The following is a 12000-nucleotide window of genomic DNA, read 5'->3' as shown; positions in this document are numbered from 1 at the left end:
CTCCTGGACGTCAACGCCGAGGGCGAGCCCTTCGTCGGAGGCGCCCTCGTCGCGCGGGGCCGGCTCGTCCCCTCGGCGCGCGTCACGCCGACGCTCTCGTTCGGCCTCGGCGCCCTGTCGGTCTCCGCGGTCGAGAGCGGGCCGTTCATCTACGGGACGGCTACGGCGGGCATCGAGGGCCGCCTGTCGCGCTCGTTTGGCGTGTTCGTCGAGGGCGGCGTCGACTACCCGTTTACCGAGGGCCTCGACGGCCTGCAAGGCTCGGGCACCGTCAACGACAACGTCTGGGTCGGGCGAGGGGGGATCGTGGTGTACGCCCCGTTCTAGAGTGTCCTTGTCCAAGCGTTAGGAAGAGCCCACGCTGTCTCATTATGAGACGAGTCTCCCTAGGAGACCTTACGTGTGTGAAGATGTGTGGATTCCCCCTGGGGATTTCCCCGGTGCGAGCAGCGCGGATCGTCGCTGGAAGAGTCCACGAGCCGATGTGTGACCTGGCGTACCCTCGTCTCACATTAGTTGGCTCTGACGGGGGGTTGATTGTTACATCGGCAGTGGTTTAAATGGGGTATCGCTGAGACGGGCACCACTCGTGACTGAGTGCTTGCCTGACGGTCTGGTCCGCCAGGCCGCCGACTTCAGGGCATTGACGTGCCCCCCACCACTGAGGTCATCTGAACGGCGCAACTCGTTGCGCAACTCCTTCCCCAAAGGCTCTCAGCCTAGATGATCTACCCGACACCCTCCGTGGCGCCTGTCGCCTCGGAAGCGCATCCAGCGCCGCCCCTCGTCCTCGAGGATGCAGTTTCCTCCGGGACCGTTCGACGGCCCGTGTCTCTCTCGATCTAACTCCGCTGGACCAGATCCGGCAGAGCGAGCTCTGCAGCCTTGCCATCTGGCCCGGCGCGCACGGCTCCCGATCGGGACTACGCACTGGCTTTCGAATGAACAAACTCCTCTCCCTTTTCGCCGTCTCACTAGCCGCTCCAGTTGCGGCCCAGTCGAGCGCGTACATCGAGCAGGTCGGCTCGGGCAACGAGGCCCGGCTCACGCAGACCTTTGCCGGGACGGGCCTGAACACGGCCTCGATCCGGCAGGTCGACGGCTCGAACGATGCGCTCGTGACGCAGACGGGGTCCTCGAACGTGTTGGCGGGCTTCGCAGACGGTACGGCCAACGCGTCCGCGCCGGCCCTTCAATACGACGGGAGCCGGTTGGTGCTGTCCCAGGACGGCACGGGAAACCAGCTGTACATCCAGCAGGAGAACCAGGGGTACGCGGAGGTCACGCAGAGCGGGGCCGACAACCTCGCGTTCGTGCTCCAGACCTTCGGGTTCGATAACAAGGCTTACATCAACCAGGACGGCGGCCACGTCGCACACGTCACCCAGAGCGGCTCGAATAACGTCGCGAATATCACCCAGTCAGGCTTCTGACGCTGAGCGGGCGGACCGGTAACACGGCCGCCCGCTTTTTCCATCGGGCCTCCCCCGCGGGCTCGAGGACGGACGACCAGCGGGGCCTGCGGCCCTGACCGCGCTCACACGCCCCTTGGGGCTCACAACCACACGCCCCTCGGGGCACTCTTACAACCCAACACTCTCTCATGAGGAATCTTCTCACTCTCGCGCTCGCACTCGGCTTGGCCGGGGCCGTCAGCGCGCAGAACAACGCTACGACCAACCAGACCGGCACCGACAACGTCGCCAACGTGGAACAGGTCGGTCAGAACACCTCCAACGTCGACCAGAACTCCGTCGGCGCCGGCGCCTTCGTCGACCAGGCGGGCACCGGCAACGCGTCCGGCATCACGCAGTCCGACTCGGACCTCGACCAGTCGATCGGCGCCGTGCCGCAGGACCCCGAGGCCTTCGTCACCCAGAACGGCCAGGATAACGCCTCGACAGTTACCCAAAGCGCCGTTTCGGGCTCGCGCAACTTGGTCACCAACGTGAATCAATCGGGCGCTAACAACGTCTCCGGCGTGAGCCAGGACGCGCAAGGCCCCGGCTTCACCGGCACGTTCCGTGCGAGCGCGACGCAGACGGGCGACGCCGACTCGGACATCTCGCAGACGGGAGCAGGCCAGAGCGCCCGCAACCTCACCGCTCGCGTGACGCAGGACGCCTCTACGTCGCAGATCGACCAGAGCGTCGACGGGACGAACTCGCGCCAGATCTTGGCTGAGGTCAACCAGACGGGCGGGTCCTTCTCGGACATCGACCAGACGGTCGACGCGGACGGGGTTCAGGACATCAACGCGTTTGTCACGCAGTCGAACGGCGCCTCGTCGACGATCTCGCAGAACGCGTTCGGCAACGACTCGAACACGATGACGGCGACGGTGAACCAGGACGGGATGAGCTCGTCGATGATCACCCAGACCTACGACAACGACCTCTCGAACACGTTCACGGTCACCGTCGACCAGGTCGGCGATATGCACTCCTCGACCGTGACCCAGAGGGACTTGGCCGGTGGCAGTGGTGGCGACAGCAACCTGATCGCTGACATCGACCAGTCGGGCTCGGACAACACCTCGGTGCTCTCGCAGCTCAACCGTTCGCAGAACGCCTCGGTGACCCAGAGCGGGTCGGGCCAGGATTCGGACGCCTCGCAGACGGGCAACCGTAACTCCCTCGACCTCGACCAGTCTGGTCTCGACAACTCCTCCTTCAGCGACCAGCGGGGGAACGGGACGGCCACCATCGCCCAGACGGGCGAGGGCAACTTCTCGAACGTCTTGCAGGCGGGCAACTTCGCCAAGGAGGCGAACGTCACGCAGGACGGCAACGGGAGCTTTGTGGACATCGATCAGCTCGGTGGCCGGTTCGACGTGGCTACCGTCGAGCAGGGTGCCTCGGCTGACGGCGCCTCGGCGACCATCATCCAGAATGGCATGGGCAACACCGAGACGCGCAACATGGCTCTGATCCAGCAGAACCTGATGGGCGGCGGCGCTGGCAACACGGCCACGGTGACGCAGACCGGCACGGGCAACAGCGCCACGACGGTCCAGAACTAGCGCCTAACCGCGCACGACTGGCGGCGCCTCGGCGCTGCCCCGGCTGGCGGCCGGTAACACGGCCGCCAGCTCTTCCCATCAGGCCTCTTTCCCGCGGGTCTGTGGACGGACAACCAGCGGGACCTGCGGCACTCGGCCGCGCTCACACGCCCCCCGGGGCACCATCACAACCCAACACTCTAGATGAACCGTTTCATCCTCTCCTTCGCGCTCGCGTTCGGCTTGGCCGGAGCCGCCAGCGCGCAGAGCAACGCCGCTACCACGTCGCAGACGGGCAGCGACAACAACGCCGCCGTCGAGCAGACGGGCGGTGCCATGGCGACCGTCACCCAGGGCCAGGCCGGCGCGGCAGCCGACGACAACGACGCCCGCATCCGCCAGGCAGGCGACAACACCGCTACGGTCCTCCAGTTCGGCAGCACCAACGACGCCTCGGTCCAGCAGGGCATTCGTCTCGGTGGAGGCGGCCTGGGCACAGCGACGAACAACCAGGCCAACGTGACGCAGACGGGCTCGGATAACGCAGGCCTCTTCGGCGGCTCAGGCAACGACGCCAGCGTGATCTCGCAGGGTGTCAATAATGGAGAGGCGACGAACGCAGAGGCGAACGCAAACCAGTCGGGCACGAGTGGCCGAGCACAGCTCTTCCAGGGCACCAGCAGCGGTACCGCTAGCGGTGTCGTCGGTACGATCAACCAGGGCGGCGACGACAACCTCGCCTCGGTCCGCCAGGGTGTTCAGCAGGGTCAGGCTACGAACAGCCAGGGCACGATCAACCAGAGCGGCGACAGCGACGAGGCGTTCATTCGCCAGGGCGCTGACGGAGCCGGCTCGATCTCGGGCCTCAACAACGCGTCCAACTTCGACGAAGCAACGATCACGCAGTCGGGAGGCTCGGACAACTTCGCTGAGATCGGTCAGGGCGTCGACGGGCTCGAGTCGCAGAACAGCCTCGCTAACGTGACCCAGGCGGGCAGCTTGAACGAGACGCGCGTCTCACAGGCCGGCCGCAACCAGAGCGTGCGTAGCGCCACCTCGAACGGCACCGGTAACCTGGTCGACATCTCGCAGGGCCTCGACGGCGCTGGCATCTCGGCCAACCAGAACAGCGACGTACGCCTCGGTGTCGTGGGCAGCAACAACGACGTAGACATCGTCCAGAACGGTGGCGGCAACAACGTCTACATGACCGGCGGTCAGGCTCTTACGGGTGACGGCAACGTCTTCAACGTCCTCCAGGCCGGCAACGCACAGACGGTCGACGCCGACATCACGGGCGATCTCAACATTGTCGACATCGACCAGACGGGCTCGCAGAACCGGATCAACCCGGAGGGTTCAGACGATCGCTTCGGCGGACCAGGCCTCACGATTCTCGGCGACGAGAACATGGTTGACGTGGACCAGTCGGGCGCTTTCGGCATGACGCTGATCGACATTCAGGGCAGCAGCAACATGGTCAACGTGGAGCAGTCCCGCATGGGCGTCTCCGGCGCCGGTGACCTGGCCGACGTGATGCAGAACGGCACTGGCAACACGGCGACCGTGACGCAGCAGTAGCGCCTAACCGCGCAACATGGTCCGCCCTCGAGGGCGGCTCCGGCCGGCGGCCGGTAACACGACCGCCGGCTCCTCCCGAAGACGGACTGTAATCCGAAGGGCTTCACGCCCGCAGGGAACCCGCGTCCTCGAGGACGCCGCGGCACTCCGTCGCGCTCACAACGCACGCCCTCCGAGGCGTTCTCAACCCCTTCCCCACAATGAAGAATCTCCTCGCGTTCGCGCTCGCGTTCGGCCTCGCGGCCGGAGCTAGCGCCCAGAACAACACCGCGGCGACCGCACAGACCGGCTCTAGCAACAGCGCCGTGATCGACCAGGCTGGCGCGGACCATGACGGCAGCATCACGCAGAACGGCGACGACAACGTCACCAACGTTGACCAGGACGGCTTCTCTCACAAGGGCGTCCAGACGATGGCGACCGGCAACGAGAACGTCACCAATGTGACCCAGACCGGCGGTGACGCAGCGGCCCAGACCGGTGGCAACAGCCTTACCCGCGTCGAGCTCTGGGGCGACCGGAACGAAGTCGACATCGACCAGGACGGCGACGGACAGCGCGCCTTCGTTGATATCCAGCGCGGCCCCAACTTCGACAACGACGTCGACGTGAACCAGGAGGGCTCGGGCCAGGACGCCGACGTGGACATCTCCGGTGACAACAACGTCGTGACCGTAGACCAAGCCGGCTCCGACAACAACGTCGGCACCGTCTTCGGCGTCTCGGGCGTCTACATCACCGGCAACGACAACAACGCCGACATCGACCAGGACGGCGACGGCAACAGCGCCACGGCCGAGATGACCGGCGACGACAACGACGCGACCGTCCGCCAGGGCGTCGCGTTCGGCTTGGCCGCGGGCTCGTCGACGGGGAACAGCGCCGCGCTGACCCAGACCGGCGACGATAACGACGCCACGGTCAACCAGGGCGTTGCAGCTGGCATCCTCGTCGGCGCTGAGGGCGCCGGCAACGAGGCCACGATCGAGCAGGGCGGTAACGGTAACGACGCGACGGTCAACCAAGCCTCGGCCCAGGGCTTTCTCGTTGGCGCGGAAGGCGACCTCAACACGGCTCTCGTCCAGCAAACCGGCGACAACAACGACGCGACGGTCAACCAGGCGGCCATCAGTGGAGCCTTCGGCCTCACGTCGGCGAACTCGAACTCGGCCCGCATCCAGCAGGACGGAGTCGACAACGTCGGCACGATCGACCAGGAGGGAAACGGTAACTCGGCCAGCCAGACCATGACCGGCGGCTCGAACAACAACATCGCCATCGACCAGGTCGGCAGCAGCAACTCGGCGCTCTACGAGACCTGGGGGTCGGACAACGAGGTCGTGATCGACCAGGCCGGCACCAGCAACTTCGTCTACTTCAACGCGCGTGGCACGGGCCCCGGCACCGGCAGCGCGGCCGGCTCGGTAGACAACAACACCATCTCGTTCACCCAGAGTGGGACCCAGAACTCGATCAGCGGCGCCGTCTCAGGTGACCTGAACATCATCACCGTCGAGCAAGACGGCTCGATGAACGCGGCGGGATCCGGCTTCAGCGCGACGGGCATCGATGTCGTCGGCAACTCCAACAACGTCGACGTCTTCCAGACCCCAGGTGGCAATGGAGCCACGGTGCTGCTGACGGGCGATATGAACGTGGTCGACATCGACCAGACAACTCTGGGCAACACGGCTACCGCAACGGCAGCCGGCATGTCCAACACGTCAACCATCGTTCAGCAGTAGACATATCGCGCTGGTAAATCGGCGCCTCCAGACATTGGCACGCGGTCGGTAAGACGGCCGCGTGTCCCTACCGCCCCCCGCGGGCGCTCGGCCTCGAAGCCGGGATCCGCGGGACCCCGCGTCCTCGAGGACGCCGTGGCTCCGGCCGCGCCTTTGTGTGCCCTCGAGGGCGCACGTACTCAAACGCTCCTTCCCCATGAGATACTCCCTCGCCCTCGTGCTGGCCCTCGGCCTCACCGCCGGCGTCCAAGCGCAGAACACGGCCTCGACGAGCGCCGTCGGCAACGACAACGACGTCTCCATCGACCAGTCGGGTGTCACCAACACCGCCACCGTTCGCCAGGGCGTCGCCGGCGACGCCGCCTCCAACAACGAGGCGTTCGTCGACCAAGACGGCATCTCGAACACCGGCACCATCGAGCAGACCGGCGACCGCAACGAGGGCTACGTCCAGCAGGGCGTGGCGGACCTCGCTCCTGGCTTTAGGGGAACGTCCTCGAACAACACGGCGACCGTCATCCAGAGCGGTGACGACAACCGCGGCCTGGGCAACGTCGGTAGTGGCGTGAGCGACGGCGCCGTGATTACCCAGGGTCTCGAGCAGAGTGGCCTGGCCGGTACGGCCACCGGCGCCACGGCCCGCGTCGAGCAATCCGGGGACCAGGGCACGGCCTCGGTGAACCAGGGCCTGGGCGGCACCGTCAACGGGTCCGAGGGCAACATCCTCCAGAGTGGCCTCGACAACACGGCGCTCATGCTCCAGGGCTCGGGCTTCACGACCACCGGCTCGCAGTCAACGAACGATCTCGCAGAGATCACGCAGCGAGCCGGAAGCGTGGGCAACTACGCCCGCGTCCGCCAGGGCTACGACGGCGCGTCCTCGGACAACGCCACCGCCGAGCTAACGCAGGACGGCGACGACAACGACGCGCGCGTCGAGCAGAGCGGCTCGACCAACAAGGCCATCGCCACTCAGGTCGGCGATGACAACACGTTCGACGCGCTCCAGACGGGCGACCGGAACGCCATCCTTGACTTTGAGCAGCTGGGCAACCTCAACGTGGCCACGATGACGCAGGACGGCAACGACAACGAGGTCGAGGTCGCCGAGCAGCGTGGCAACCGCAACACGCTCACGATCGACCAGGACGGTGACGGCAACAAGGCCGGCGTCGACAACGGGTCGCTCCCGCGCCCGGACGCCATCGACCAGCGTGGCAACCGCAACGTCGGTGAGCTGACCCAGTTGGGCGATCGCAACACGGTCTTCCTTGAGCAGATCGGCAACCGCAACAACGCGCTCGTGACGCAGGGCAAGTCGAGCCGCGAGGCCTTCGACAACCTCGCCTCGGTCGAGCAGATCGGCAACTGGAACGACGTCGACATCGACGTCCAGGCCGGCTCCGACAACGTGCTCTCGGTCTTCCAAGAGGGTGACCGGAACCGCGCTGGCATCTTGAACGGCGACGCCCCGATGCCCGACGCCATCGACCAGCAGGGCAGCGGCAACTTCGCGGACCTCGACCAGCTCGGCGACGACAACACGATGTACCTCGAGCAGTTCGGCGACATGAACCGGGCCGTGATGCTCCAGACCGGCAACGACAACCGCGCCGACGTCTTTCAGATGGGCAACAACGATGTCGCCACCATCACTCAGACGGGCAACAACAACACGGCCGTGGTCTCCCAGTCTGGGACCGTGATCCAGTAGCGCCTGACCGCGCACCACCCGTCCGTCCTCGAGACCGAGCCCTCGAGGACGACGCGGGCCGGCGGTCGGTAACACGGCCGCCGGCTCTTTTCGGCCCGAGACGTTGCTTCGGGCAACACATCGAGGTCGACGACGTACTCTGACCGTTCCCCTCTCCGACCATGAGACTTCTCCTACTAGCTGCCCTCCTCGTGCCGGCTGCGGCCGCGCAACAGGGGGAGGCTTTCATCCAGCAAGCCGAGCAGGCTCTCGGTTCGTCGGCGCAGGCCCTGACTGGAGCTTCTGAAGCACGGGGGGCACTCAGCGCCGCGTTGCTCAACGGGTCTTCAGACCAGAACGTAGCGGCCGTCGCTCAGCTAGGCTTCGGGAACGTGGTGGATGTTGACCAGACTGGCTCCGGCAACGTGCTGGCGCTTCTGCAATTGGGATCGGGCAACGAGTTCGATCTCGCAATCGACGGGACAGGCAACGAGTTTGGGTTCATCCAAACCGGAGGAACCAACGCCTTCTTAGGTACTGTGGCCGGCGACGACAACTCCGTATCGGGGCTCCAGTCTGGAGGCGGCAACTCGTACGAGCTCGTCCTCGAGGGCGTCAGCAGGACGGACCACTCGGTCACCCAGACGGGCGGCGGCAACGGGGCCATCCAGATCGTCGGTTCCGGCTCGAGGCCGGTCGACATCGTCCAGACCGGGGGGCAGCGCGGACTCCGAATCGAGCAGCGGTGATGGCCAGTACCACTACGGTCCTGCTCGTCGCAGGCGCGCTTCTGACCCTCTCGGGAGGGTCCACACCGACGGCCCGGCTCGACGTCACGCCCGGCCCATCGTACCGCGTTGCGGTCGTCGTCGAGTCCGCTCAACCGATCAGCGGGACGTACTCGCTCGTGGTCGAGCGCGTCGGCGACGCGGGCCAGTCGAGGTCGAGCCAGGGCGGCGCCTTCGACCTCGAGGGCGGCCAGAGCGACACGCTCTCGGTCTCGGCCGTCAACGTGACTCCCGGCGACCGCCTCGAGGCGCGCCTCGAGGTCGAGTGGGACGACGGGACGACCTCGAGTGATTCCTTCGAGCGCACGTTGTAGACGCCTCAGAAAGGGCGCTGCCGTCCGGCTGCCAGAGAGTAGCTTTGGGTTCCTCCTGCTTTGACCATGCGATCGACCGCTGTTCTTCTCGCCCTTGCCCTAAGCCTCTCCGCGTGCAAAGACGGCCTCGTCGAGCCGGAGCGGTTCGGGTCCATCGAGGGGACTGTGTTTAACGTCGAGACGTTCGAGTCTGTCAACCGCGCCACCGTCGCGACGAGTCCGGCGACGAGCTCGGTCCAGATCGGCGACGACGGCACGTTCACCATCGACGAGGTCTTGGTCGGCACGTACACGATCTCGGCGTCGCGCGACGGGTTCGACCCGAACACGGTCACCGTCCAGGTCCGCGAGGGCCAGACCACACGGGCGGACATCCCGCTCCGCGTCGAGGAGCCCGACGACGACGGGTCGTCGGACGTGATCTTTGGCGCCGAGGTCTTGCGGTTCACCAACGAGCCGTTCACGAGTGACAGCTCGTTCGTGACCGTGGAGTACCGGGCGCTCAACAACGGGGAGACCGCGATCGGCACGTACGAGGTCTACTTCCGAATCGATACGGACCGGGGCTCGTTCTACCAGGAGGTCAACGGGACCGACCTGGGGCCGGGCCAGCGCGACTTGGGCATGTTCCGGAGGCAGCTTCTCGGAGGTACGGCCCAGGTCGTCGTCGTAGAGGGCACGGACGCGACCGAGGCGGCGAGCGACGGCAGCGGTCTCCTACCGCCGACCGCGCGGTAGACCGGCACGTCTGCGCCCGGCGCAGCGCGTGATCCTTCTGCGCACTGGGAACGACCGCACGCCGGCCGCACGTTCGAGGGTGCCCCCGAACACACGACATGGAAGCCACGATCGGCACCGGCACCCACGGCGAGCCCGGCGTCCCCGACGCCTTCGAGCACCCGCGAGGGATTTTTTGCAACCGGACCCTCAACCTGCGCAAGATCCAGGCGGTCGGGTACGACATGGACTACACGCTCGTCCACTACCACGTCGCGCTGTGGGAGGAGCGGGCGTACGGCTACATCAAGGACGGATTGGCACGGCTCGGCTGGCCCGTCGCCGACCTCGAGTTCGACCCGGACCTGGTCGTGCAGGGGTTGGTGATGGACACCGAGCGGGGCAACGTGGTCAAGGCGAACCGCTTCGGCTACGTCAAGCGCGCCTTCCACGGGACCCAGCCGCTGGGGTATCGGGAGCAGCGCAGAGCGTACCGACGCACGCTCGTGGACTTGCACGACAAGCGGTGGCGGTTCATGAACACGCTGTTCTCGCTCTCCGAGGCCAGCATCTACCTCCAGCTCGTCGACAAGCTCGACGCCGGCCAGCTTCCTCACGGGCTCGGCTACGACGACCTCTACCAGACCGTCCGCGAGACCTTGGACGCGGCCCACATCGAGGGCGTCTTAAAGGCCGACATCCTGGCCGACCCCGACCGCTACGTCGACGCCGACCCCGACGTGCCGCTCGCGCTCCTGGACCAGAAGAACGCGGGCAAGAAGGTGCTGCTCATCACCAACTCGGAGTGGGAGTATGCGGCGCCACTCTTGGGATACGCCTTCGACCCGCACCTACCGGGCGACATGACGTGGCAGGACCTGTTCGATCTGGCCATCGTCGGCGCGCGCAAGCCGGCGTTCTTTAGCGAGGGCGCCCCCGCCTTCGAGGTCGTCGGCCAGGGCGACGACGGCCGGGCCGTGCTCCGGTCGCACACGGGGATGCTGGAGGAGGGACGGGCCTACATCGGCGGGAACGCGGCGCTCGTCGAGGCCAGCCTGGGCCTGCAGGGCAGCGAGATCCTGTACGTCGGCGACCACGTGTTCGCGGACGTGACGACCTCGAAGAACGTCCTGCGCTGGCGCACGGCTCTGGTGCTCCGCCCCCTCGAGGACGAGATCGAGGCGCTCGACGCCTGGCGCGGTGACCAGCACCGGCTCTCGGAGATGATGGCGGAGAAGGAGCGCCTCGAGGCCTACTTCTCGGCGCTGCGCCTCGAGCGGCAACGGAACGAGCAGGGCTACGGCCCGCAGACCAACCGATCGGCCGATTGGCTGACCGAGCGCATCGCGACCACGCGCGAACGGCTGGTCGCCATCGATGCGGAGATCGGGCCGCTGGCGGTCGCCTCGAGCCGGTTGGTCAATGAGCGCTGGGGACCCCTGATGTGGGCCGGCAACGACAAGAGCCACCTGGCCCGCCAGATCGAGGCCTCGGCCGACGTCTACACGGCGCGCGTCTCCAACTTCCTGCACTACACGCCCTTCGTGTACCTGCGCAACCCGCGCGGCACGCTGCCCCACGACTCCGAGACGCCGCAAGACGCCGGCCTCGAGGACGCCGCGCGCGACCTGGGCGTCGAGGACTTCGGCGAGTAGGAATCAGAGATCGGCGCGCCGTGTTGGACGGACTCTGCCGCTTTCCGTCTTTTGATGCCCGATTCCTCCCACCCCCTCTCCCCCGCTCAGCGCCGCGTCCTGGACGGCGCCCTCGAGGTCGTCCGCGATCAGCGCCGACGGGTCGACCTCGAGGTCGACGACTTCAATCCCGTCCACATCTGGGCGACACCGTTCGGACTGGGCTACACCGTCGGCGTCGTGGACGCGCTGTGCCAGGTCCACGGCGCCCCGTTCGACGGGATGGCGCTGGCGGTGTGGGCGCTCGTCCTGGAGGACACGTTCGGCCGCGTCCAAGGCGACCGGCTGCGACAGCGGGGGCTCGATCTGCTGGAGGCGAAGGACCCGGACTTCAACCGGGGCCGGCCCTGGGGCGGGAACGAGGCGATGGGCGCGGCCCAGGGCCAGCACACACCGGTCGGGTTGGTCCATCTGGCGCGCGGCGACGAGCACCGGATGGGCGGCGCGGGCTGAGCCGTCCTCGAGGG

At 66.8% G+C, this 12000-nt stretch carries 11 protein-coding genes; all 11 read left to right on the top strand.

Features of this window, described 5'->3' with window-relative positions; genetic code table 11:
- Positions 1-327: hypothetical protein (locus tag WBA11_RS19805; protein ID WP_424522353.1), on the top strand; the 327-nt coding region annotated here is incomplete at its 5' end.
- A gap of 614 nt (positions 328-941) precedes the next feature.
- Positions 942-1433 carry a hypothetical protein gene (locus WBA11_RS19800; RefSeq protein WP_424522352.1) on the top strand — a complete coding sequence of 164 codons (492 nt, stop codon included), beginning with the start codon at positions 942-944 and terminating at the stop codon, positions 1431-1433.
- 170 nt (positions 1434-1603) lie between these two features.
- Positions 1604-3022, top strand: a complete 1419-nt coding sequence (locus WBA11_RS19795; protein ID WP_424522351.1) for a Curlin associated protein — start codon at positions 1604-1606, stop codon at positions 3020-3022.
- 183 nt (positions 3023-3205) lie between these two features.
- Complete coding sequence (locus tag WBA11_RS19790) at positions 3206-4582, top strand: hypothetical protein (protein ID WP_424522350.1); 1377 nt, start codon at positions 3206-3208, stop codon at positions 4580-4582.
- Between the two features lie 200 nt (positions 4583-4782).
- Positions 4783-6327: a beta strand repeat-containing protein gene (locus WBA11_RS19785; protein ID WP_424522349.1), complete on the top strand. Its 1545-nt coding sequence runs from the start codon at positions 4783-4785 to the stop codon at positions 6325-6327.
- A 196-nt stretch (positions 6328-6523) separates the two neighbouring features.
- Entirely contained in the window at positions 6524-8041 is a 1518-nt protein-coding gene (locus WBA11_RS19780) for a hypothetical protein (RefSeq protein ID WP_424522348.1), read from the top strand.
- Between the two features lie 161 nt (positions 8042-8202).
- The gene (locus WBA11_RS19775) at positions 8203-8769 is read left to right on the top strand and encodes a hypothetical protein (protein ID WP_424522347.1); all 567 of its coding nucleotides are present in this window, start codon (positions 8203-8205) and stop codon (positions 8767-8769) included.
- A complete protein-coding gene (gene csgH / locus WBA11_RS19770) occupies positions 8769-9122 on the top strand; it encodes a curli-like amyloid fiber formation chaperone CsgH (RefSeq protein WP_424522346.1) in 354 nt (117 codons plus the stop codon). Before WBA11_RS19775 ends, csgH begins: the two co-directional genes overlap by 1 nt.
- Before the next feature lie 66 nt (positions 9123-9188).
- Complete coding sequence (locus tag WBA11_RS19765) at positions 9189-9860, top strand: carboxypeptidase-like regulatory domain-containing protein (protein ID WP_424522345.1); 672 nt, start codon at positions 9189-9191, stop codon at positions 9858-9860.
- 98 nt (positions 9861-9958) lie between these two features.
- The gene (locus WBA11_RS19760) at positions 9959-11494 is read left to right on the top strand and encodes an HAD-IG family 5'-nucleotidase (RefSeq protein ID WP_424522344.1); all 1536 of its coding nucleotides are present in this window, start codon (positions 9959-9961) and stop codon (positions 11492-11494) included.
- Between the two features lie 54 nt (positions 11495-11548).
- Entirely contained in the window at positions 11549-11986 is a 438-nt protein-coding gene (locus WBA11_RS19755; RefSeq protein ID WP_424522343.1) for a hypothetical protein, read from the top strand.
- Positions 11987-12000 lie beyond the last annotated feature (14 nt).

It is taken from the genome of Rubrivirga sp. (assembly GCF_049648075.1).
Classification (GTDB): domain Bacteria; phylum Bacteroidota; class Rhodothermia; order Rhodothermales; family Rubricoccaceae; genus Rubrivirga.
Note: the sequence above shows the minus strand (reverse complement) of the source record. Positions and strands in the feature narration are given on the sequence as shown.

Coding starts and splice junctions, on each gene's coding strand:
- WBA11_RS19800 (WP_424522352.1), top strand. CDS start 942: ATGAACAAACTCCTCTCCCTTTTCGCCGTCTCACTAGCCGCTCCAGTT.
- WBA11_RS19795 (WP_424522351.1), top strand. CDS start 1,604: ATGAGGAATCTTCTCACTCTCGCGCTCGCACTCGGCTTGGCCGGGGCC.
- WBA11_RS19790 (WP_424522350.1), top strand. CDS start 3,206: ATGAACCGTTTCATCCTCTCCTTCGCGCTCGCGTTCGGCTTGGCCGGA.
- WBA11_RS19785 (WP_424522349.1), top strand. CDS start 4,783: ATGAAGAATCTCCTCGCGTTCGCGCTCGCGTTCGGCCTCGCGGCCGGA.
- WBA11_RS19780 (WP_424522348.1), top strand. CDS start 6,524: ATGAGATACTCCCTCGCCCTCGTGCTGGCCCTCGGCCTCACCGCCGGC.
- WBA11_RS19775 (WP_424522347.1), top strand. CDS start 8,203: ATGAGACTTCTCCTACTAGCTGCCCTCCTCGTGCCGGCTGCGGCCGCG.
- csgH (WP_424522346.1), top strand. CDS start 8,769: ATGGCCAGTACCACTACGGTCCTGCTCGTCGCAGGCGCGCTTCTGACC.
- WBA11_RS19765 (WP_424522345.1), top strand. CDS start 9,189: ATGCGATCGACCGCTGTTCTTCTCGCCCTTGCCCTAAGCCTCTCCGCG.
- WBA11_RS19760 (WP_424522344.1), top strand. CDS start 9,959: ATGGAAGCCACGATCGGCACCGGCACCCACGGCGAGCCCGGCGTCCCC.
- WBA11_RS19755 (WP_424522343.1), top strand. CDS start 11,549: ATGCCCGATTCCTCCCACCCCCTCTCCCCCGCTCAGCGCCGCGTCCTG.